Below are 21585 nucleotides of genomic sequence, written 5' to 3'. Positions count from 1 at the left end.
AAGAGCTTACCGCTTCGGAGTGTGCAAACGGCACGCTGGAACCTGACCGGTTCGGGCGCGCAGGTGAAGATTTGGCGCGGGCGCTGAACTGGCCCGGAAGGTTAGGTTTGATGAACACCACATCCGCGTTCAACACTGCCGGCGCCCGGCCGTTGCAGTTCCCGATACCGGCCAATGTCTATGCCGAAACCGTCGTCTCGGTGAAGCACTATACCGACCGGCTGTTTTCGTTCCGCATCACCCGGCCGCAGTCGCTGCGCTTCCGCTCCGGCGAGTTCGTCATGATCGGCCTGCCCAATGCCGAGAAGCCGGTGTTCCGCGCCTATTCGATCGCCAGCCCAGCCTGGGACGACGAACTCGAATTCTTCTCGATCAAAGTGCCGGACGGCCCGCTCACTTCGGAGCTGCAGAAGATCGAGATCGGCGACACCGTCATCATGCGGCAGAAGTCGACCGGCACGCTGGTGGTCGACGCGCTGACGCCGGCCAAGCGCCTGTTCATGATCTCGACCGGCACCGGCATTGCTCCCTTCGCCAGCCTGCTGCGCGATCCCGACACCTATGAGAAGTTCGAGCAGGTGGTCCTGACCCATACCTGCCGCGACAATGCCGAGCTCACCTACGGCCAGGCGCTGGTGGCCGCACTGGAGAACGATCCGCTGATCGGCGAACTGACCGGCGGCCGCGTCACGCTCTACAATTCAACGACGCGTGAGACCTCCGAGCGCATGGGCCGCATCACCGCGCTGATCGGCTCGGGCAAATTCTACAGCGATCTCGGCATCGACAAGCTCAATCCCGAGACCGACCGCATCATGATCTGCGGCTCGATGCATATGCTCAAGGACGTCAAGGAACTGGCCGAAAGCCTCGGCTTCCAGGAAGGCTCGCTGCACCATCCGGCAAGCTTCGTCGTCGAGCGCGCCTTCGTCGGCTGAGACGCGCAGTTCAGCGTCCACTGGTTCGAGACCCTGATTTTGATCATGCGGTCAAAAATCGGCTGCCTTGACTGTCTTTTTCCGCTATGACCGCTTGAAGGACTCGTGAAGCGCCGCTTCACGGTCTATCTTCGGCATAAGTCGCTGAACAAGGGGCAGGAGATGAGCAGCACAATCCGCGAAACCGACGTCGGCACATCGAAGGTCACGCCGCTGCCGGCGCGCGCCGCCGCCAATGCGCCGATGCCGCAAGCCCATGGCATTGCTCGCAATCCCGGCATGAGGCTCGATCTCGGCTTCATGGAATCGATGCGCGGTGTCAACCGCTCGGCGCTGGAACGCCGCGTCGCCAGCCTGACCAAAAGACGCTCGATCAAGGCCGATAACCAGGCCGCCTGGCTGCTGCGCGCCGTCGCCTGCATGGACCTGACGACGCTGAACTCGAACGACACGGAAGAGCGCGTGCGCCGGCTTTGTGCCAAGGCGGTCAACCCGTTCCGTCGCGACATTGCCGAGGGGCTGGGCATTACTGGTGAAAAGATCCGCCCGGCGGCGGTCTGCGTCTATCAGCCCTTCGTCGCCACTGCCGTCGAAGCGCTGCGCGGCAGCGGCGTCCACGTCGCCGCCGTTTCGACCGCCTTCCCGCATGGCCTTGCACCGCTTTCGACACGTCTGCAGGAGATCGAAGCATCGGTAAGGGACGGCGCCGACGAGATCGACGTCGTCATCCCGCGCGGCTTGGTATTCGGGGCGAAATGGCAGGAGTTCTATAACGAGATTGTCTCGATGCGCGCCGCTTGCGGCGAGGCCCATCTGAAGGTGATCCTCGGCACCGGCGACCTCGCGACGCTGCGCAACGTCATGCTCGCCTCGATGGTGGCGATGATGGCGGGTGCAGATTTCATCAAGACCTCGACCGGCAAGGAAAGCGTCAACGCGACGCTGCCGGTCGGCCTTGCCATGGTGCGCGCGATCCGCGCCTATTTCGAGGAAACCGGCTATCTTATCGGCTTCAAGCCGGCCGGTGGCATTTCCACGGCAAAAGCCTCGCTCGATTGGCTGGTGCTGATGAAAGAAGAACTGGGCCGGCCGTGGCTGGAGCCGGAGCTGTTCCGCTTCGGAGCATCGAGTCTTTTGACCGATATAGAGCGCCAGCTCGAGCATCATCTGACCGGCCACTACTCGGCCAATCATCGCCACGCGATGGCGTGATTCGGAGCGCTTCATGAACATTCTCGAACGCTATCACGCCATGGAATACGGCCCGGCGCCGGAGGCGCGCAACGAGGCCGATGCGTGGCTTGCCGCGCGGGATTTCGGTAAAGCGCTGTTTATCGGAGGCGACTGGAAGGCAGCCAGCGGAGGCAAAACCTTCGACACCAGCGATCCGTCCTCGAGAAAGCTGCTGGCCAAGGTGTCGGATGCCGGTGCCGCCGATATCGACGCGGCGGTTTCGGCCGCCACAAAAGCGCTGCCGAAATGGAGCGCCAGCACCGGTTATCAACGCGCCAAAGTGCTCTACGCCATCGGCCGCGCCATGCAGCGCCACCAACGGCTGTTCGCGGTATTGGAATCGATCGACAACGGCAAGCCGATCCGCGAAAGCCGCGACATCGACGTGCCGCTGGCCATCCGCCATTTCATCCATCATGCCGGCTGGGCGCAGGCGCTGGACAGGGATTTTCCAGGCCATAAGGGGGTCGGCGTCGTCGGCCAGATCATCCCGTGGAACTTCCCGCTCTTGATGCTGGCCTGGAAGATCGCGCCGGCGCTCGCCGCGGGCTGCACCGTGGTGCTGAAGCCAGCGGAATTCACGCCGCTCACCGCGATCCTGTTTGCCGAGATCTGCGGACGCGCCGGCGTGCCGAAGGGCGTCGTCAACATCGTCCAGGGCGGGCCGGAGGCGGGTGGGGCAATCGTCAATCATCCCGGGATCCAGAAGATTGCCTTCACCGGTTCGTCCGAGGTCGGCAAGATCATCCGCAAGGCCACTGCCGGCTCGGGCAAGAAACTGTCGCTGGAGCTTGGCGGCAAATCGGCATTCGTCGTTTTCGAGGATGCCGACCTCGACAGCGCCGTCGAGGGTCTGGTCGACGGCATCTGGTTCAACCAGGGCCAGGTGTGCTGTGCCGGCTCGCGCCTTCTGGTGCAGGAAGGCATCGCCGACGCCTTCATCGCCAAGGTCAAGACGCGGATGAGCCGGCTGCGCGTCGGCAGCCCGCTCGACAAGAACACCGATATCGGCCCGCTGGTCGATTTGACCCAGCTCGATCGCGTCAAGGGCCTGATCGCCGAGGGCGCCAAGCAGGGCGCAATCTGCTGGCAGCCGGACTCGGCGCTGCCCTCCTCGGGCTATTACCATCTGCCAACGCTGGCGACCGGTGTTTCGCCGGCTAACATCTTGGCACAGGAAGAGGTGTTCGGGCCGGTGCTCGCCACTATGACCTTCCGCAACACCGAGGAAGCGATCGAGCTCGCCAACAACACACGCTATGGCCTGGCCGCTTCGGTGTGGAGCGAGAACATCAATCTTGCCCTGCACGTCGCGCCGCAATTGAAGGCCGGCGTCGTCTGGGTCAACGGCACCAATATGTTCGACGCCTCCTGCGGCTTCGGCGGCTACCGCGAGAGCGGCTTTGGCCGCGAAGGCGGGCGCGAAGGCATGTTCGAATATCTCTCGGCAAAACTACCGCTCGGCCCGATCATCAAACCGGCAACGTCTTCGGCCCAACCTGTCGAGCAGGCGGAAGGTGGCGCCATCGACCGCACGGCAAAGCTGTTCATCGGCGGCAAGCAGGTCCGGCCGGACGGCAATTATTCCTTCGCCATCGCCACCGCCAAGGGCAAGCTTGCCGGCGAGGTCGGTCTCGGCAACCGCAAGGATATCCGTGACGCCGTCGCGGCCGCGCGCGCCTGCAAGGCCTGGCCGGAAGCGACCGCCTACAACCGCAGCCAGGTGCTCTATTACCTGGCCGAAAACCTTTCCGGCCGCGCCGACGAGTTTGCTGTGCGCCTCACCCAACTTGCCGGCGCGACCGCCAAGGCGGCGCGTGACGAGGTCGAGCTGTCGATCGAGCGGCTGTTCCTCTATGCCGGCTTGGCCGACAAATTCGAGGGCCGCGTCCACCAGCCGCCGGCCCGCGCCGTCACGCTGGCACTGCACGAACCGGTCGGGGTCGTCGGTATCGTCGCGTCGGACAACGCACCTTTGCTTGGCTTGATCTCGCTGGTGGCGCCGGCGCTCGCCATGGGCAACACCGTGGTCGCCGTGCCGTCCGAAAAATACCCGCTGCTTGCCACCGACCTCTACCAGGTCATCGAATATTCCGACGTTCCGGCAGGCGCCATCAATATCGTCACCGGCCGTAGCTCCGAGCTTGCCGGCGTATTGGCCAAGCATGACGATGTCGACGGGCTCTGGGTGTTCGCCGATGCCGAGACTTGCGCCAAGGCCGAGGCCGAGTCCATCGGCAATCTCAAGCGCGTCTGGACCGGCAACGGCCACAGCCTCGACTGGCCCTCGAACGAAGCAGCCGGCGATGCCCTGCTGCGCCGTGCGATCGAGGTCAAGAACGTCTGGGTGCCCTACGGCGACTGAGTGCCCCGGAGAGACGTCCGGGCTTGACGGGCCAAAAGATGTTCTTTACCGAGAAAAAACATTTGGCTGGCAGGCGAATATCGAAACAGGCGGGATGGTAGTGCCCGGCTGGCACATTGCGCCCCGGCCTTGCGCCGGTAAAAGCCGGACGACCACAGACGGGCGAGGAGAAAAGCATGGCGGATCTGACAGGCAAAATCGTTGTCGTCACGGCGGCGGCGCAAGGCATCGGCCGGGCGAGCGCGCTGGCGTTCGCCAAGGTCGGCGCCGTCGTCCATGCCACCGACATTAACGAGGTGGTGCTCGCCGACCTCGGCAAGACGCCCGGTATCAAGACCCGCAAGCTCGACGTGCTGAACGACGAGGCGGTGAACGCCGCTTTTGCCGAGATCGGCGCCGTCGACGTGCTGTTCAATTGCGCCGGCTTCGTCCATTCCGGCTCGATCCTCGAGATGAAGGACGGCGATCTCGACTTTGCCTATGATCTCAATGTCCGCTCGATGATCCGCACCATCCGCGCCGTGCTGCCCGGCATGCTGGAGCGCGGCGACGGCTCGATCATCAACATGGCGTCGCTGGCCAGTTCGACCAAGGGCGTGCCGAACCGCTTCGTTTACGGGCTGACCAAGGCAGCCGTCATCGGCCTGACCAAATCGGTCGCCGCCGACTATGTCGGCAAGGGCATACGCTGCAATGCGATCTGTCCGGGCACGGTCGAAAGCCCGTCGCTGCAGGACCGCATGCATGCGCAGGGCGACTACGAAGCAGCTCGCGCCGCCTTCATCGCCCGCCAGCCGATGGGCCGCCTCGGCACGCCCGAGGAAATCGCCGATCTCGCCGTCTATCTGGCCGGCGCCACCTATACGTCGGGGCAGGCTTATAATATCGACGGTGGCTGGTCGATCTAAGAGGCCATTTGAAAACCCTACTCCGCCGGGCGCCTGACGCGGCTTTCTGCGCTTCCGGTGCTCACGTACTTTAAGTACGCTCCGCTCCGGTTCTCGAAACCCACGCCATTCGCCGCAGCGGAGCGAGTTTGCAAACGGCCTCTGGTCGCAACTGGGAGAAAACTGCATGAAACTGCTGCGCTATGGCGAGGCGGGGAGCGAACGCCCCGGCCTGCTCGATGCCGATGGAACGATCCGCGACCTCTCCGCCCATGTCACCGACATTGCCGGCAAGGCACTTGACCCGGCATCGCTCGAGACATTGTCGAAGCTCGACCCGAAGACGCTGCCGGCGGTTTCCGGCAAGCCGCGGATCGGCGCCTGCGTCGCCGGCACCGGCAAATTCATCTGCATCGGTCTCAACTATTCCGACCACGCCGCCGAAACCGGCGCCACCGTTCCGCCGGAGCCGATCATCTTCATGAAGGCAAGCTCGGCCATTGTCGGGCCGAACGACGACGTGCTGATCCCGCGCGGCTCGGTCAAGACCGATTGGGAAGTCGAGCTCGGCGTGGTCATCGGCAAGACCGCTAAATATGTCACCGAGGCCGAGGCGCTGGATTATGTCGCCGGCTACTGCGTCGCGCATGACGTCTCCGAGCGCGCCTTCCAGGCCGAGCGCCAGGGCCAGTGGACCAAGGGCAAATCCTGCGACACGTTCGGGCCGATCGGCCCGTGGCTGGTGACCAAGGACGAGGTCAAGGACCCGCAGAACATCCCGATGTGGCTGACGGTCAACGGCAAGACGATGCAGAACGGCTCGACCAAGACCATGGTCTTCGGCGTCGCTTATCTCGTCTCCTATCTCAGTCAGTTCATGTCGCTGCACCCCGGCGACATCATCTCGACCGGCACGCCGCCCGGTGTCGGCCTCGGCATGAAGCCGCCGGTCTTCCTGAAGCCCGGCGACGTGGTCGAGCTCGGTATCGAGGGGCTGGGCATCCAGAAGCAGACGTTCAAGGCGGATTTGTAGGCGCTCTTCCTTCTCCCCTTGTGGGAGAAGGTGGATCGGCGCGCAGCGCCGAGACGGATGAGGGGTGCTGGAAGAAACGCGACGAGAAAACATCGAAGGATTTCCGTCGCTTACGCCTTCAGCGTAGCGATCCGTCCAACACCCCTCATCCGACCGAGCTTCGCTCGGCCACCTTCTCCCACAAGGGGAGAAGGGGAGTCGGCGCCTGCGCTACTTCAGCACCTTCCCATCGGCTCCAAACCGGTATGTCTTTGCCGGATCCGGCGTCGCATAGAGCGTGGCACCCGGCTCAGCGTTATAGACGCCGAAGATGCGCACTGTGATCAACCCGGCCTTCTCGCAGTCGAGATAGAGGTTGGTGTCGGCGCCAAGGTGCTCGGCATGGACGACCGTGCCTTTCCAGGCGCCGGATTTGGGATCGACGGTCAGATGTTCGGGACGGACGCCGATGGTCTTGGCCGTCTCGCCAAGCCTGGCGCCGTCGACGAAATTCATCTTCGGTGAGCCGATGAAGCCGGCGACGAATTCATTTGCCGGCGAATTGTATAGCTCCATCGGTCCGCCGATCTGCTCGATCTTTCCCGCGTTCAGCACGACGATCTTGTCGGCCAGCGTCATCGCCTCGACCTGGTCGTGGGTGACATAGATCATCGTGGCCTTCAGCCGGCGATGCAATTGCGCGATCTCCAGCCTGGTGTTGACGCGCAGTGCGGCGTCGAGGTTCGAGAGGGGCTCGTCGAACAGAAAAAGCTTGGGCTCACGCACCACGGCGCGGCCGATGGCGACGCGCTGGCGCTGGCCGCCGGAGAGCTCGGCCGGCCGCCTCGAGAGGTAGGGCTCCAGCGACAGCATCGACGAGGCGATGCCGATGCGGCGGTCGATCTCGGCCGCCGGCGTGCCCGCCTGCTTGAGGCCGAGGCCCATATTGTTCTTCACCGTCAGATGCGGGTAGAGCGCATAGGTCTGGAACACCATGGCGATGCCGCGCTTGGCCGGCGGGGTGGCGGAGACGTCCGCCCCGTCGATGACCACGCGGCCCGAGGTCGAGTCCTCCAGCCCGGCGATGACCCTCAGCAGCGTCGACTTTCCGCAGCCGGATGGACCGACGAAGACGACGAACTCGCCATCCGTCACCTCGAGGTTGATGCCCTTCAGCACCTCGACCGGCCCGAAGGCCTTTTTGACATTCTCGATGTTCAGCGAGCCCACGGCGTCGTCCCTGTTCTAGAGTTTCACGGCGAGGCCGCTGCGCACGCTCTCGTCTGCGGCAAGGCAGACGGCGAGCGACTTCACCGCGTCGTCCATGTGACGGGTCAAGTCCAGATCCTCGCGGACCGCCTTCAGCACAAACGCCTGTTCCAGGTCGCAGAGGTCCTGATGGCCGGGCTCGCCTTGCATCGACAGCATCTCGTCCGGTTTGGCGAATTTGCCGTCGGCTCCGGTCGCCGCACTGTGCAGGCGGATGGTCGAGGTCTTGGTGTGGGTGTCGATGTCGTCGGACCTGACACCCTCCTTCATGACGATCGACACGCAGCCATTGGGCGAGATCACGTCTTTCACGAAGAAAGCCGTCTCCGAAATCATCGGCCCCCAGCCGGCCTCGTACCAGCCGACCGAACCGTCGTCGAACAGCACCTGCAGATGACCGTAATTGTACATCGACGGCGCGATCTCGTCGCTCAGCCGTAGCCCCATGCCGCGCACCTCGACTGGTCTGGCGTCGGTGATCTGCAGCATCACGTCGAGATAATGCACGCCGCAATCGACGATCGGCGATGTCGTCTGCATCAACTGCTTGTGCGTCTCCCAGCTATGGCCGGAGGATTGCTGGTTGAGGTTCATGCGGAACACGTAAGGGCCGCCGAGCTTGCGTGCCTCGGCGATCAGCCGGATCCAGGACGGGTGGTGGCGCAGGATGTAGCCGATCACCAGTTTCTTGCCGTTGGCCTTGGCTGCCGCGACCACGCGCTCTGCATCCGCGACGGTGGTTGCCAGCGGCTTTTCGAGGAAGACGTGGCAGCCGGCCTCGAACGCCTTGACCGCATAGTCAGCATGGCTGTCGGAATAGGTGGCGATGCAGGCGACGTCGGGCCGTTCGTCACGCAGCGCCTCGTCGAAGGAGCGCCTGATGCCGTAGCTCGAAAGCCCTTCCGGCAGCGGCACATCGGAGCGGTTGACCAGCGCGGCGATCTGGAATCCCGGATTGGTGTGATAGGCCAGCGCATGGCTGCGGCCCATATTGCCGAGGCCGGCGACGACGACGCGAAGAGGTTGTTGCGAACTCACTTGACCGCCCCCGAAGTGATGCCGCGGATCAGCTGCCGCGAGAAGATGACGTAGAGGATCAGTACCGGCATGATTGCCAGCGACAGCGCCGCCAGGATGGCGTTCCAGTTGGTGACGAACTGGCCGAGAAACAGCTGGGCGCCGAGCGTCACCGTCTTGGTCTCCTCCGACGGCGCCAGGATCAGCGGGAACCACAGATCGTTCCAGATCGGGATCATGGTGAAGACGGCGACGGTCGCCATCGATGGGCGCACCAGCGGCAGCACCAGCCGGAAAAAGATGGTGTATTCGGACAGGCCGTCGATCCTGCCCGCATTCTTCAGATCGTCCGAGACCTGCTTCATGAATTCCGACAGGATGAAGACGGCAAGCGGCAGGCCTTGCGCGGTATAGACCAGGATCAGCGCCGTCAGCGTGTTGACTAGCCCGCTCGCCACCATCAATTGCAGGATGGCGACGGTGGCAAGGCGGATCGGGATCATGATGCCGAGCGCCAGATAGAGCCCCATCAGCGAATTGCCGCGGAAGCGGTATTCCGACAGCGAGAAAGCCGCCATGGCGCCGAACAAAAGCACGAAGAACAGCGAGGCGACGGTGACGACAAGGCTGTTCTGGAAATAGTGGATGAAATCGCCCTGGCCGATCACCGTCGTGTAGCCGATTAGATCGAAGGTTTTCGGCGTCGGCGGCGCCAGCGGCGCACCGAAGATGGCGGCGCGCGACTTGAATGAGTTGACGATGACGATGATTACCGGAAACAGCGCGATCGCCGTGTAGGTCAGAAGGATCGCATGCGCGCCAATGGTGCGGGGCAGCGAGCGGGTTGCCGTGCTCATGTGGCGCCTCAGAACTGGTAGCGACGCAGGCGCGTCTGCACGAGGAACAGGTAGACGCAGACGCCGCCCAGGATGATCAGGAACATCATCGTGGCGATTGCCGCGCCCATGTTGGGATCACCGATCTGCAACTGGAAGCCGAAGAAGGCACGGTAGAGGAAGGTGCCGAGGATATCGGTTGAATAGTTCGGCCCGGCCAGCGCCCCTTGCGCGGTGTAGATCAGGTCGAACGCGTTGAAATTACCGACGAAGGTCAGGATCGAGATGATGCCTATCGACGGCAGGATCAGCGGCAGCTTGATCTTCCAGAACTGCGACATGCCGGTGATGCCGTCGCATTCAGCCGCCTCGATCACCTCTTCGGGGATGGATAAGAGCGCCGCATAGATCAGCATCATTGGGATGCCGACGAACTGCCAGACCGAGATCAGGCTGAGTGTGGTCAGCGCGTACTGCTCCTTGCCCAACCAGGGCGTGAACAGGCTCTTGAGGCCGACCAGATCGAGCAGATGCGGCGCCACGCCCCACAGCGGCGACAGGATCAGCTTCCAGGCGAAGCCGACAATGACGAAGGACAGGATCGTCGGCACGAAGATCGCCGTTCGGTAGAAGGCGGAGAATCTCAGCCGCGGGCTCGACAGCAGCGCCGCCAAAAGGACGCCGATGGGATTCTGCACCAGCATGTGGATGATGAAGAACCAGACATTGTTCCGGAGAGCATTCCAGAAGCCCACCGACCAGTTAGGATCGCCGAACAGCGTGCGGAAGTTTGCCAGTCCCACGAAGACTTGGGACTGGTCTATGTTGCGGAACAAGGAGAGCTGCAGCGTGCCGGCCAGCGGCAGGATCATGATTGCCGTATAGACCAGCACTGCCGGCGCCAGGAAAACGCCGATATGCCAACGGAACGGTCTTTTCGGTGCTGCGGCCATGCGTTCGGTCCCCGCCGATCAGGTCTTGTTATTGCCGTCAAAGAGCGCGGCGCCTCCCTCCCCCTCGAGGGGAGGGTGCCTCGCAAAGCGAGGCGGGTGGGGTCGGCAGAGGCAGCGCGCCATCGTCGTTCGACCGTGCTTTCCAGCAGCGATCAAGCCGCAGCCTGCCTCGACCGACCCCCTCTGTCGCCTTCGGCGACATCTCCCCCTTGAGGGGGGAGACAACGCTTCGCCGCACTCTTACTTCGCCGGCTTGTACCAGCTGTCGAGACCGTCCTGCAGTTTCTTGGCGGCAGCTTCCGGCGTGTCGGTGCCGTTGATGACGTTAGCCGATTCAACCCATGTCTCGTTTTCGAGGTTCGGCGTACCGCGGCCCAGGATCTGGTAAGTCGAGCGGATCGTCGACTTGCACTTGTCGCGCCAGGAGACGAATTCCTGCGCCAGCGGGTCTTCCATCTTCACCGGCGTGTTGTTCAGGCTGAAGAAGCCCGGCAGCGCGTTGGCATAGATGGTGGCAAAATCAGGCGAGGCGACCCAGGACAGGAAGGTCTTGGCCGCATCCGCGTTCTTCGAGGCCGCATTGAGGCCCATGCCGATGTCGGTGTGGTCGGAGATGTAGCAGGTGTCGCCGGCCTTCTGCACCGGCGGCGGGAAGGCGCCCATCTTGAACTGCGCCTGCGTGTTGAACAGGCCGATCTCCCACGAGCCGGCCGGGTAGATGGCGGCGCGGCCGAGCGTGAACAGGTTCTGGCTGTCCGGATAGGTCTGCGCCTCGAAGCCGTCGCCGAGATAGTCCTTCCACTTGGCCAGTTCCTTGAAGGGCTCGACCCACTGAGGGTCGGTCAGCTTCTGCTCGCCCTTGATCAGTGCGGCGCGGCCTTCCTCGCCCTTCCAGTAGTTCGGGCCGATGTTCTGGTAGCCCATGGTGGCGGCTTCCCAGAGGTCCTTGGTGCCCATCGCCATCGGAATGTAGGTGCCGTCGGCCTTGATCTTGTCGAGCGCGGCGTAGAATTCCTCATTCGTGGTCGGCACCTTGATGCCGAGCTTGTCGAAGGCGTCCTTGTTGTAGATGAAGCCATGGATGACCGAGGCCATCGGCACGCAGAATGTCGCCTTGCCGTCGTCGGTCTGCCAGGCCGACTTGGCCACCGGGGAGAAGTTCTCCATGCCCGGCAGCGCCGACAGATCGGCGAGGTTGCCCTTCTTGAAGAGTTCCAGCGACTTGTCGAACGGGCGGCAGGTGATCAGGTCGCCGGCCGAGCCGGCGGCGAGCTTGGCGCCGAGGGCGGCGTCATATTCGGTTGGCGCCGACGGCGCGAACACCACCTTGATGCCCGGGTTCTTGGCTTCGAAGGCCGGGATCAGCTTGTCCTTCCAGATGGCAAGGTCGTCGCCGCGCCAGCTTTCGATGTTGAGCGTTACGTCGTCGGCATAAGCCACCCCGGCGGAGCCGAGAACGCTGGTGCCGAGAAGAAGTGCCGTCAGTAGCTTCGTTGTCATGCTCAGTCTCCCTGTTGACCTTTTTCAGGTTCGGTTTTGATGAGAACAGAGGCATTGCGCCCCTTGCTCCCCTCGATCGCGGAAAGCGCCGGCCGCAGTTTGTGGCCGGTCCCTTCCAATATCTTCTCGGCTGCATCGGCGCTGGCGGCGCCGGCGGCGAGCAGAATAGCGGTCTTGACGACGCCGCCGCTCCTTTCGAGCAGGCGGGCCGCCTCGTCCTTGTCGCGCCCGCTGACGGCGGCAACGATGCGTGCGGCGCGGTCGCGCAGCTTGATGTTGTCGGCCATGAGGTTGACCATGTAGCCGTCATGGACATGGCCGAGATGAATGGCGGCGAGCGTCGACAGCATGTTGAGCGCGATCTTCTGGGCGGTGCCTGCGCCCATGCGCGTTGAGCCGGCAATCAGCTCCGGCGGCGTTTCGAGCAGGATGGCGATGTCGGCCAGCCGCAGCAGCGGCGCATCCCTGTTGTTGGCGATGGCAATGGTCGCCGCACCGCGGCGCCTGGCGTCCTCGATCGCCCCGACTGCATAAGGTGTCGAGCCGCTGGCCGAGACGGCGATCAGGCAGTCGCCCTTGCCGATGCGGGCGGCGGCAACTGCTGCCGAAGCTTCCTCGGTGTCGTCCTCCGGCCCGCCGGCCAGTGTCTTGAAGGCCTCGTCGCCGCCGGCGATCAGGATGGCGATGCGGTCGCGTTGGATGCCGAAAGTGCCCGGCAGCTCAAGCGCATCGGCCAGTGCCATCAGGCCCGAACTGCCGGCAGCCGCATAGGCGAGCTTGCCGCCGCTTTTCAGTCTGCTTGCGATGATTTCGGCTGCCGCGGCAATGGCAGGAATGGCGCCGTGCACAGCCTTGGCGGCCTCGATCTGTGCGTTGGCCAACGAGGAAAGGACGGCTTCCGGGGCCTGGATATCCAGTTCCTCGGCATTCTGGTGAAGCGCTTCGGTGCGCGTTTCGGCCATCCGCTTTCCTCCAATCGAGAAAACCATACCAAAAAAATACCACTTGTCCACACGCATTAATGAAATCCTTGCGGCGGTGCAGGCTTGCGAACGAAATTGGCTGATTTTCCAACAAACTACGCCTTAACTTTTTTGAAACGGAAATTAATCCTTGGCTATTGGTATTTTATTGGTATTATCCACCCGGAGGAGAAATCGCGTGAACTTCGTGCTCGGCATCGATGGCGGCGGCACCAGCTGCAGGGCGGCCCTTGCAACGGCCGACGGCAGCGTCCTCGGCCGCGCCAAAAGCGGTGCCGCCAACATCCGAACCGATCTCACCGGCGCCAGGACGAACATCGTCGACGCAGCGCAGCAGGCCTTTGTCGCCGCGGGCAGGGATCCCGCACTGATCCCGCAAACTCCGGCCGTTCTCGGTCTTGCCGGCGCCAATGTCGGCACCTACCGGCAGCAGCTCGAAGCGATCCTGCCGTTCCGCATCAGCCGCGTCGAGACCGATGCCGAGATCGCGCTGGAAGGCGCGGTTGGCTCAGGCGAGGGCGCCATGGCCATACTCGGCACCGGCACCGCTTATATGGCGCGCAGACGAGGCAAGTCGCGCGCCATCGGTGGCTGGGGTTTTCAGGTCGGCGACCAGGGCAGCGGCGCCCGCATCGGCCGCGACCTGCTCGAGCAGACGCTGCTCGCCTATGACGGCATCCGCCAGGGATCGCCGCTGACGCAGACCATGCTCGCCATTTTCCGCAACAATCCCGAGGATGTGGTCGAATTCACCACCAATGCCAAGCCCGGCGATTTCGGCGGCTTCGCGCCCAAGGTGTTCGAACATGCCGAAAAAGGCGACGCCGTCGCTATCTGGATCCTCGACAAGGCGGTCGCCGATGTCGAGGCAGCGCTTGGCGTGCTCGACCTCGGCGGCGACGATCCGCTCTGCCTGCTCGGCGGGCTGGCGCCGCTTTATGCGCCGCGCCTGTCGGCCCGCTACCGGGCGCTGCTGAAACCGCCGCTCGATGACGCGCTGGGCGGCGCGGTGCAGATGGCGGTTCGGATTTTCGCAAACACGGCGGAGGCAGCTCGATGAGCGAGGCCGCCGACCAGATATTCGCGGCGCTGAAACAATCGTCGCAGAGTGGCGCGCCGCTCTATCTGCAGCTCAGGAAGAGCATCGAGGATGCGGTCAAACGCGGGCTGATCGGACCTGGCGATGCGCTGCCTTCCGAGCGCGACATCGCCAGCAAGGCCGACATTTCGCGCGTCACCGTGCGCAAGGCGGTGCAGGACCTGGTCAAAGGCGGCATCCTCGTCCAGCGCCATGGTTCCGGCACCTTCGTTGCGCCGCGCATGGAGCGCGTCGAGCAGTCGCTGTCGATGCTGACCTCGTTTACCGAAGACATGGCGCGGCGCGGCATGGCGGTGCGTTCGGCTTGGCTCGACCGCGGCCTCTATCCGCCGTCGCCCGACGAGATGATGGTGCTCGGCCTGGCGTCGAACGAATTGGTTGCGCGCGTGGCGCGCCTTCGTATCGCCAACGACACGCCGCTGGCGATCGAGCGCGCCTCGCTATCGACAAGCGTGCTGCCCGATCCGGCGGCGATTGGTTCGTCGCTCTACGCCGCGTTGGAAAAGACCGGCAACAGGCCGGTGCGGGCGGTGCAGCGCATTTCCGCCACCAACCTCGGCGATGGCGACGCACATCTGCTGGAAGTACCGCCGGGCATTGCCGGCCTGCACATCGAGCGTATCTCCTATCTGGCGAGCGGCAAGGTGATCGAGTTTACCCGCTCCATCTACAGGGGCGACGCCTATGATTTTGTCGCCGAACTCCGGCTGAGCGGGCCGGGCGAAGAGGGCCGGCCATGACCGCGACAACGACCCATATGCGGCGCGAGATCGAGGAGATCCCGGAGGCCACCGCCCGTCTGCTCGATGGCTCGGCCGCGGTGCTGACGGAAGCTGGACGCGGCATTCGCGAGCGCGACCCGAATTTCGTCGTCACCGTGGCGCGCGGCTCGTCCGACCATGCCGCAACCTTCATGAAATATGCCGTGGAGTTGACCGCCGGGCTGGCGGTTGCATCGGTCGGCCCGTCGATCGCCTCGATCTATGGCGCCAAGCTGAAGCTGGGCGGCTCGGCCTGCCTGGCGATCTCGCAGTCCGGCAAGAGCCCGGACATCGTTGCAATGGCGCAAGCGGCGAGGACCGGCGGTTCGCTGACCGTCGCCATCACCAACACCGCCGATTCGCCGCTGGCGCGGGCTTCGGACTACGCGATCGACATCCTGGCCGGACCGGAGCGCAGCGTCGCGGCGACGAAGACCTTCGTCAATTCAGCCGTCGCAGGACTCGCCTTGATGGCGCATTGCACCGGCGACGAGAAACTCCTGGTGGCGCTCGCGCGCTTGCCGGAGCATTTTCGCAAGGCGATCGCCTGCGACTGGATGGCGCTGGCTGGGGCACTCGAGACGCCGAAATCGCTGTTCATTCTCGGCCGCGGCCCGTCGGCGGCGATCGCCAACGAGGCGGCGCTGAAATTCAAGGAAACCTGCGCCATGCATGCGGAAGCCTATAGTGCCGCCGAGGTCATGCACGGCCCGCTGGCGCTGGTCGGTCCCGGTTTCCCGGTGCTGGCTCTGGCTGCTCGCGATGCGTCCGAGCCATCGGTGGCCGATGCCGCCGACAGCCTGGCCGGCAAGGGCGCTGCCGTCTTTGTGACGTCGAACAAGGCAAAGAGCGCTCAGCGCCTGCCGCATGTCGCAACCGGTCATCCGCTGACCGACCCGCTGACGCTGATCGTGTCGTTCTATGGTTTCGTCGAGGCTTTTGCCCGCCATCGCGGCCTCGACCCCGACACGCCGCCCAATCTGCGCAAAGTAACGGAAACCCTATGAGCGACCGTTTTGCCCTGACTGGCGCCCGGATTTTCGATGGCGACGACTGGCACGACAATGCGGCGCTCGTGTGCGACGGCCTCGTCGAGGCCATTGTTGCCGCCGGCGCCATTCCATCCAATGTTGCGCGTATCGAGACCGGCGGCGGCATGCTGGCGCCTGGCTTCGTCGATCTGCAGGTCAATGGCGGCGGCGGCGTCATGCTCAACGACCATCCGGACGTCGCCTCGATCGAGACCATCTGCCGGGCGCACGCACCCTTCGGCACGGCGGCGCTGTTGCCGACGCTGATCACCGACACGTCCGAGATCACCGCCGCGGCGGTTGCGGCCGGAGCCGAGGCGGCACGGAGGAAGGTGCCGGGGTTCCTGGGCCTGCACCTCGAAGGGCCGCATCTGTCGATCGCCCGCAAGGGCGCACATGACCCGGCTTTGATCCGGCCGATGCTAGACTCCGACCAGACGATGCTGATCGCCGCACGGAAAAACCTGCCCGTGCTGCTGACGACGGTGGCGCCCGAATCCGTCGAGCCCAGCCAGGTGTCGGCGCTTAGCAAGGCCGGGATTGTCGTCAGCATCGGCCATTCCGATACCGGCTATGCCACGGCTCGCGCCTTTGCCGAGGCCGGCGCAACCGTGGTCACCCATCTGTTCAATGCGATGAGCCAGATCGGCAATCGCGAGCCAGGGCTAGCGGGCGCCGCAATCGATACCGGCACATTCTATGCCGGGATCATCGCCGACGGTATCCATGTCGATCCGGCCACCATGGCCATCGCCTTGCGCGCCAAGCAGGGGCCGGGCAAGATACTGCTCGTTACCGATGCCATGGCGACGATCGGCACCGACATGACCTCGTTCACGCTGAACGGCCGCACCATCCACCGCAAGGATGGGAGGCTGACACTTGCCGACGGCACGCTGGCGGGCGCGGATCTCGACATGATTTCCGCGGTGCGCTTCATGCACCGCGTCGTCGGTCTCGACCTCGATGAAACCTTGCGCATGGCCTCCCTCTATCCGGCGCAGGCGATCGGCCAGTCGCACCGGCTCGGGCGCTTCGCCAACGGTACCGCGGCCAACATCGTTTCGCTGTCGGACGATCTGGACATTAAAAGCGTCTGGATCGATGGTGCCAAGGTTTTTGCAGGCAGCCCTGCTCGTTAGGGTTAGCCGGCTTTGGACGTATAGAGGTCCTTGTAGGCTTCGCGCAGGAGGTTCTTCTGCACCTTGCCCATCGTGTTGCGCGGCAGTTCGTCGACGAAGATCACCCGTTTCGGATGCTTGTACCTGGCGAGGCGCCCGGCGATGGCCTCGACGATCCCTGCGGCGCTGATGGTCGAGCCCGGCGCCCTCACCACGACAGCGGTGACGCCTTCGCCGAAATCCGGATGGGCAACGCCGATGACAGCGCTTTCGGCGACGCCAGGCAGCGCGTCGATCTCGCTCTCGACTTCCTTTGGATAGATATTGTAGCCGCCGGAAATGATCAGGTCCTTGCCGCGGCCAACGATGTGGACATAGCCGTCGGCATCGATCAGCCCGAGATCGCCGGTGATGAAGAAACCGTCGTCACGGAATTCGGCCCTTGTCTTTTCCGGCATGCGCCAGTAGCCGCAAAAGACGTTCGGGCCCTTGACCTCGATCATGCCGACCTCGCCCCGGGCAAGTGTTTCGCCGCCATCGGGATCGGCGATGCGCAGGGAGACGCCGGGCAAGGGGAAGCCAACCGTGCCGGCTCGCCGCTCTTCCTCGTATGGATTCGACGTGTTCATGTTGGTCTCGGTCATGCCGTAGCGCTCGAGGATGGCGTGGCCGGTGCGCTCTCGCCAGGCTCTGTGCGTCTCGGCCAACAGCGGCGCCGAGCCGGAAATGAACAGGCGGATGTTTTTCGCCGCTTGCCGGTTCAAACCGTCCTGCTGCAGCAGGCGGACGTAGAATGTCGGCACGCCCATCAGCACGGTGGCGCGCGGCAGCAGCGAGACGATGCGGGCCGGGTCGAATTTGGTTTCGAACAGCATCGAGGCGCCGGCCATCAGGACGACATTGGTGGCGACGAAAAGGCCATGCGTGTGGAAAACCGGCAGCGCGTGAATCAGCACGTCTGCGGCAGTGAAGCGCCAGAGGTCGACCAGCACCCGCGCATTCGAGGCGAGGTTTTCGTGGCTGAGCATGGCGCCTTTCGAACGGCCGGTGGTGCCGGAGGTGTAGAGGATCGCAGCAAGGTCGTCCGGTCCGCGCGCCACGTCGTGGAAGTCCACGGCCGCCTCAGAGGCGCGATCGGTCAACGAACCCTCGCCCTTGCTGCCGAGTGTCGCGACCGCAGCGCCCGAGGCCTGCGCCAAAGCGCCGATCTCGGTCACTCGCGCCGGGTCGCAGACGATCAGTCGCGGCTCGGCATCCCTGAAGAAATAGTCGAGCTCGGTCAGCGTATAGGCGGTGTTGAGCGGCAGGAAGATCGCGCCGGCACGCAGACAGGCGAGATAGAGGAAAATGGCCTCCGGGCTCTTCTCGACCTGAACGGCGACGCGGTCGCCGGCTTCGACGCCCAGCTGCGACACCACATGTGCCAGTTGAGCGGAGCGCGCCAGCATTTCGCCATAGCTGATCGAGCGCCCGTCCTCTGCCTCCATCAAAAGGCGTCCGGGCGTGGGCATCCGGGCACGGAAAGCATCGAACAGATGGTTGCTCACAAGTCCCCCCGAGCGGCTGTCTCCGGCCGAACGGCGGCGGTCAGCCGGCCGCCTTGTCCGCCGCTGCCCTGATTGCCTCGATGTTTGCCCGATAGGCTGCGACGCTGCCGCCCTTGAAAATGGCCGCACCGGCGACCAGCACGCTGGCGCCGGCGGCGGTGACCAGGGGCGCAGTTTCCGGCGAAATGCCGCCGTCGATCTCGATCCGGATCGGCCTGTCACCGATCAGCGCCTTCACCCGCTTCACCTTGTCTACGATCGCCGGAATGAAGGCCTGGCCGCCGAAGCCCGGATTAACCGTCATGATCAGGATAAGATCGAGCCGGTCGAGCACGTATTCGATCATCGTCTCCGGTGTCGCCGGGTTGAGCGACACACCGGCCTTCTTGCCAAGGTTTTTGATCGTCTGCAGCGAGCGGTCGAGATGCGGCCCGGCTTCGGCGTGCACCGTGATGCCGTCGCACCCGGCCTCGGCGAAGGCGGCCAGATAGGGGTCGGCGGGGGCGATCATCAGATGGCAGTCGAAGAAGGCCTTGGTGCGGTTGCGGATCGCCTTGATCACCGGCGGCCCGAAGGTGATGTTGGGGACGAAATGCCCGTCCATGACGTCGAGATGGATCCAGTCGGCGCCGGCGGCCGCCACCGCCTCGACCTCGTCGCCGAGCTTCGAGAAATCGGAAGCCAGCACCGATGGCGCGATCAGGGTTTTTTGAGCCATGTCCGCTTCCCGTTGTTGAGCCCCATCGGCGTAATCATCTCGGCGCCGCTTGTCGACAGGAATCCGGCGTCAATACCGCATCCGCGCAGAAGGGGAGAAGCGGTGCGAGCCACTTCTCTCCTGTGCAGACCTTTCCTCCAGTGCAAGGACTTTCCAGGGCAAGGACTTTCCAGGGCAAGGCCTTGGATTTCAGTTCGGATGAAGCCGCGGCCTGGCCGTCCGTGGCAGGAAGAGCTTGCCGTTGCCTTGTTTCACCTTCTGCAGATCGGACTTCTTCAGCGGCGGCTTGGGCACACAATGTCCACGCACCAGTTTTTCGGTTGCACGGCAGGCGGTGACGATCACCGGGTTCTTGACGCATGCCTTGCCGACCAAATGATAGCCGCGCTTGCAGTCGATGACGACCGGCGGCTTGCGCACGCATCTTCCGTCGATGCGCAGCTCATTGCGGTTGCACCTGTCGGCGATCACCGGATTCCTTACGCATTCTAGTCCGATCTGATGGTAGCCGGGCAGGCAGTGGATGCTGATGCCAATGCACTTGCCATTGACGAGCTTTTCGGTGCTGCGGCACGCGCCCACGAGCGGCCTGTCGATGCATTTGCCGTGGATCAGCTTCTGGCTTGGCAGACATTTACGGCCGGGATCGACGACGACCGGAGGCAGCTTGGGCTGATCGGAATCCGGACGGGTGGTCGAGACGAGATCGTTGGCCTTCGGATCGAAGGTGCGCTTTATGCAGGTGAAATCCTCCGTATCCGTATCGACGGTCGCGATTGAACCGTTCTGCTTGATTTCCTGCAGGGTGCATTGGATCGAGCGCGTCCTGACGATGCTGAGATCGTGCGCGGCGCTCGCCTTGAACACACCGCCATTGTTGAAGGCCGCAGTCGTGCCGGTAAAGAAGGCACCATTCGAGCAACTGATGCGGTAGTGAAACGCGCCCGGCGCATCGCGCTCGACTTCGAACGCCACCTGCCCCTTGCGCGGGCAGAGTTTCTTGAGGCCGGCGCTGTCGGACACGGTGACCTCGCCCTGCCAGTCCGAATGAACCGGCGGGTTGACGGGGTTGTCCTGCGGTGAATCGGTGAAGCCGCCGCCGCCGGAACTCGTGCAATGGACGGTGATGTCCTTCCAGCCGTCGAAGGGCTCGAACGGGCCGTTGCCGACAATCTCGGCCTTGTATTGGAAATAGGCGGTGGCGCCGACATCCTCCCATTTTTCATAAAGCGCGAAATAGCCGTTCTTCGCTGCATCGTACGAAGCCCATGCCTGCTGCACCTCGGAGGTGATCGGCCCACCGTCCTTCTGGCGCCAGATGCGCATCGTAACCGGCCCGGCCTGGTTGGCTTGCGCCCGGCTGGTGACCCTGAGCGAAGGGCAAACAGTGCCAGGCGCGGAGCCTGGCTGATTGGACTGGTATGTCGTCAAGAACAGCTTGACGTCATTCACGTCGAACTCGCCGAAATCGGTGGCGATGTCCTGGACCTTTGGTTTGACGACCGCATCGCAGACGATTTGAACGTCGAACGAGCCATGCTCGGCATAGTGCGATCCGTACAGCGGATGCGGCCAGCTGCCGCCCTGTACTTCGCTGACCGCATTGTCCATGTCGAGAGCGGTGTCGGTGGCTGCCGAGAAACTGGCGTGGAATGTGTGCGTGAATGAATAGGATTTGGTCGGGCCGTCGGCCTGGAGGTGCTGGTTGCACTTGGCGGCGATCTCATCGCCATCGGGTACGACGGCGATGCCGGTATTCGACGACAGCGGGATGATGGAGGGATCAAAGGAGAAATTTTCCTGGTGGTCGTAGTCGCGACCAAGCGGCGAGGCACTCCAGATCGGCGGGAACGCCTGGCACTGGCCTGGTCCGCAGACACCAAGCGATACGGCGACATCCTGCACATAACCCGGCCACCAGAGATCGAGCTTCATGTGGCCCCAGAACTGGACGTTGCCGCTTTTCAGCGTGTCCCATTTCTGCTTGTCGCTCGAGCCGACATGGATTGTCGTGTTGGCGCTTTCCGTATGGAATGACATCGATTTTATGTTCGCCTGCTTGGCGAAGGCCGGCGTGCCTGCAAGCGAGGCTGCGATCAATGCAGTGGTCGCCACAGTTCGGAAAAGACGTTTGGCTGAAGGCATTTCCCTCTCCTGATGGGTTGATGGGGTCCTTCAGGAGTTTGTCGCTGCTGACTGCCGTAAGGTTCATGCAAGCCGCCGAAATACGGCGCCGCCAAAGAAAAAACCCGCCGGATCGCTCCGGCGGGTTTGGGTGACGCGAACCATCACCGTTTGAAGTTCCGCGCGCGATC

The 21585-nt window shown here is 63.7% G+C and carries 18 protein-coding genes; 9 read left to right on the top strand and 9 right to left on the bottom strand.

Features of this window, described 5'->3' with window-relative positions; genetic code table 11:
* Nucleotides 1-110: 110 nt before the first annotated feature.
* The 5 genes from NKJ32_RS18260 (at nt 111) to NKJ32_RS18240 (ending at nt 6456) form a co-directional block, all read left to right on the top strand.
* Nucleotides 111-938 (top strand): ferredoxin--NADP reductase, encoded by an 828-nt coding sequence (locus tag NKJ32_RS18260; RefSeq protein WP_352575237.1) that lies wholly within the window; start codon nt 111-113, stop codon nt 936-938.
* 162 nt (nt 939-1100) lie between these two features.
* A complete protein-coding gene (deoC, locus tag NKJ32_RS18255) occupies nt 1101-2150 on the top strand; it encodes a deoxyribose-phosphate aldolase (RefSeq protein ID WP_352575239.1) in 1050 nt (349 codons plus the stop codon).
* Between the two features lie 13 nt (nt 2151-2163).
* On the top strand, nt 2164-4536 hold the full coding sequence (locus NKJ32_RS18250) for an aldehyde dehydrogenase family protein (RefSeq protein ID WP_352575241.1): 2373 nt from the start codon (nt 2164-2166) through the stop codon (nt 4534-4536).
* Between the two features lie 176 nt (nt 4537-4712).
* Nucleotides 4713-5444, top strand: a complete 732-nt coding sequence (locus NKJ32_RS18245) for an SDR family oxidoreductase (RefSeq protein ID WP_023677124.1) — start codon at nt 4713-4715, stop codon at nt 5442-5444.
* Nucleotides 5445-5610: 166 nt separating this feature from the next.
* Nucleotides 5611-6456, top strand: a complete 846-nt coding sequence (locus NKJ32_RS18240) for a fumarylacetoacetate hydrolase family protein (protein WP_352575243.1) — start codon at nt 5611-5613, stop codon at nt 6454-6456.
* Between the two features lie 210 nt (nt 6457-6666).
* Here NKJ32_RS18240 and NKJ32_RS18235 read toward each other — a convergent pair whose 3' ends face one another.
* The 6 genes from NKJ32_RS18235 to NKJ32_RS18210 all read right to left on the bottom strand — a co-directional run bounded on the left by NKJ32_RS18235 (nt 6667) and on the right by NKJ32_RS18210 (nt 12972).
* Entirely contained in the window at nt 6667-7665 is a 999-nt protein-coding gene (locus NKJ32_RS18235; RefSeq protein ID WP_352527632.1) for an ABC transporter ATP-binding protein, read from the bottom strand.
* Nucleotides 7666-7680: 15 nt separating this feature from the next.
* Complete coding sequence (locus NKJ32_RS18230; protein WP_352828365.1) at nt 7681-8742, bottom strand: Gfo/Idh/MocA family protein; 1062 nt, start codon at nt 8740-8742, stop codon at nt 7681-7683.
* Nucleotides 8739-9578 carry a carbohydrate ABC transporter permease gene (locus NKJ32_RS18225; protein ID WP_023679838.1) on the bottom strand — a complete coding sequence of 280 codons (840 nt, stop codon included), beginning with the start codon at nt 9576-9578 and terminating at the stop codon, nt 8739-8741. The genes NKJ32_RS18230 and NKJ32_RS18225 overlap by 4 nt, the downstream gene beginning before the upstream one ends.
* A gap of 8 nt (nt 9579-9586) precedes the next feature.
* The gene (locus NKJ32_RS18220) at nt 9587-10510 is read right to left on the bottom strand and encodes a carbohydrate ABC transporter permease (RefSeq protein ID WP_352571531.1); all 924 of its coding nucleotides are present in this window, start codon (nt 10508-10510) and stop codon (nt 9587-9589) included.
* Between the two features lie 240 nt (nt 10511-10750).
* Nucleotides 10751-12010 carry an ABC transporter substrate-binding protein gene (locus NKJ32_RS18215; protein ID WP_352571532.1) on the bottom strand — a complete coding sequence of 420 codons (1260 nt, stop codon included), beginning with the start codon at nt 12008-12010 and terminating at the stop codon, nt 10751-10753.
* A gap of 2 nt (nt 12011-12012) precedes the next feature.
* Entirely contained in the window at nt 12013-12972 is a 960-nt protein-coding gene (locus tag NKJ32_RS18210; RefSeq protein ID WP_352828363.1) for an N-acetylmuramic acid 6-phosphate etherase, read from the bottom strand.
* A gap of 199 nt (nt 12973-13171) precedes the next feature.
* Between NKJ32_RS18210 and NKJ32_RS18205 the strand changes: the two genes are divergently transcribed.
* Genes NKJ32_RS18205 through nagA form a run of 4 tightly spaced genes read left to right on the top strand, consistent with a single transcriptional unit; the run spans nt 13172 to nt 17026 of the window.
* Nucleotides 13172-14053: a glucosamine kinase nucleotide-binding domain-containing protein gene (locus NKJ32_RS18205; protein ID WP_352828360.1), complete on the top strand. Its 882-nt coding sequence runs from the start codon at nt 13172-13174 to the stop codon at nt 14051-14053.
* Nucleotides 14050-14832: a GntR family transcriptional regulator gene (locus tag NKJ32_RS18200; RefSeq protein WP_023679844.1), complete on the top strand. Its 783-nt coding sequence runs from the start codon at nt 14050-14052 to the stop codon at nt 14830-14832. Before NKJ32_RS18205 ends, NKJ32_RS18200 begins: the two co-directional genes overlap by 4 nt.
* A complete protein-coding gene (locus NKJ32_RS18195; RefSeq protein WP_036239401.1) occupies nt 14829-15860 on the top strand; it encodes an SIS domain-containing protein in 1032 nt (343 codons plus the stop codon). The genes NKJ32_RS18200 and NKJ32_RS18195 overlap by 4 nt, the downstream gene beginning before the upstream one ends.
* Nucleotides 15857-17026, top strand: a complete 1170-nt coding sequence (gene nagA / locus NKJ32_RS18190) for an N-acetylglucosamine-6-phosphate deacetylase (protein ID WP_352571535.1) — start codon at nt 15857-15859, stop codon at nt 17024-17026. The genes NKJ32_RS18195 and nagA overlap by 4 nt, the downstream gene beginning before the upstream one ends.
* Nucleotides 17027-17028: 2 nt before the next feature.
* On the opposite strand, the gene NKJ32_RS18185 is transcribed toward nagA, so the two are convergent.
* The 3 genes from NKJ32_RS18185 to NKJ32_RS18175 form a co-directional block, all read right to left on the bottom strand.
* Nucleotides 17029-18552: a malonate--CoA ligase gene (locus tag NKJ32_RS18185; protein WP_352787096.1), complete on the bottom strand. Its 1524-nt coding sequence runs from the start codon at nt 18550-18552 to the stop codon at nt 17029-17031.
* A gap of 40 nt (nt 18553-18592) precedes the next feature.
* Nucleotides 18593-19270: a ribulose-phosphate 3-epimerase gene (rpe, locus tag NKJ32_RS18180; RefSeq protein WP_352636276.1), complete on the bottom strand. Its 678-nt coding sequence runs from the start codon at nt 19268-19270 to the stop codon at nt 18593-18595.
* 189 nt (nt 19271-19459) lie between these two features.
* Entirely contained in the window at nt 19460-21415 is a 1956-nt protein-coding gene (locus NKJ32_RS18175) for a hypothetical protein (RefSeq protein ID WP_352828357.1), read from the bottom strand.
* Nucleotides 21416-21585: the final 170 nt, after the last annotated feature.

The sequence above is a fragment of the Mesorhizobium sp. M0159 genome (genome assembly GCF_040322295.1).
Taxonomy (GTDB): Bacteria; Pseudomonadota; Alphaproteobacteria; order Rhizobiales; family Rhizobiaceae; genus Mesorhizobium.
Note: the sequence above shows the minus strand (reverse complement) of the source record. Positions and strands in the feature narration are given on the sequence as shown.

What these genes read in the sequence shown, in the direction of transcription:
- NKJ32_RS18260 (WP_352575237.1), top strand. Translation starts at nt 111, where the DNA reads ATGAACACCACATCCGCGTTCAACACTGCCGGCGCCCGGCCGTTGCAG.
- deoC (WP_352575239.1), top strand. Translation starts at nt 1,101, where the DNA reads ATGAGCAGCACAATCCGCGAAACCGACGTCGGCACATCGAAGGTCACG.
- NKJ32_RS18250 (WP_352575241.1), top strand. Translation starts at nt 2,164, where the DNA reads ATGAACATTCTCGAACGCTATCACGCCATGGAATACGGCCCGGCGCCG.
- NKJ32_RS18245 (WP_023677124.1), top strand. Translation starts at nt 4,713, where the DNA reads ATGGCGGATCTGACAGGCAAAATCGTTGTCGTCACGGCGGCGGCGCAA.
- NKJ32_RS18240 (WP_352575243.1), top strand. Translation starts at nt 5,611, where the DNA reads ATGAAACTGCTGCGCTATGGCGAGGCGGGGAGCGAACGCCCCGGCCTG.
- NKJ32_RS18225 (WP_023679838.1), bottom strand. Translation starts at nt 9,578, where the DNA reads ATGAGCACGGCAACCCGCTCGCTGCCCCGCACCATTGGCGCGCATGCG.
- NKJ32_RS18220 (WP_352571531.1), bottom strand. Translation starts at nt 10,510, where the DNA reads ATGGCCGCAGCACCGAAAAGACCGTTCCGTTGGCATATCGGCGTTTTC.
- NKJ32_RS18215 (WP_352571532.1), bottom strand. Translation starts at nt 12,010, where the DNA reads ATGACAACGAAGCTACTGACGGCACTTCTTCTCGGCACCAGCGTTCTC.
- NKJ32_RS18210 (WP_352828363.1), bottom strand. Translation starts at nt 12,972, where the DNA reads ATGGCCGAAACGCGCACCGAAGCGCTTCACCAGAATGCCGAGGAACTG.
- NKJ32_RS18200 (WP_023679844.1), top strand. Translation starts at nt 14,050, where the DNA reads ATGAGCGAGGCCGCCGACCAGATATTCGCGGCGCTGAAACAATCGTCG.
- NKJ32_RS18195 (WP_036239401.1), top strand. Translation starts at nt 14,829, where the DNA reads ATGACCGCGACAACGACCCATATGCGGCGCGAGATCGAGGAGATCCCG.
- nagA (WP_352571535.1), top strand. Translation starts at nt 15,857, where the DNA reads ATGAGCGACCGTTTTGCCCTGACTGGCGCCCGGATTTTCGATGGCGAC.
- rpe (WP_352636276.1), bottom strand. Translation starts at nt 19,270, where the DNA reads ATGGCTCAAAAAACCCTGATCGCGCCATCGGTGCTGGCTTCCGATTTC.
- NKJ32_RS18175 (WP_352828357.1), bottom strand. Translation starts at nt 21,415, where the DNA reads ATGCCTTCAGCCAAACGTCTTTTCCGAACTGTGGCGACCACTGCATTG.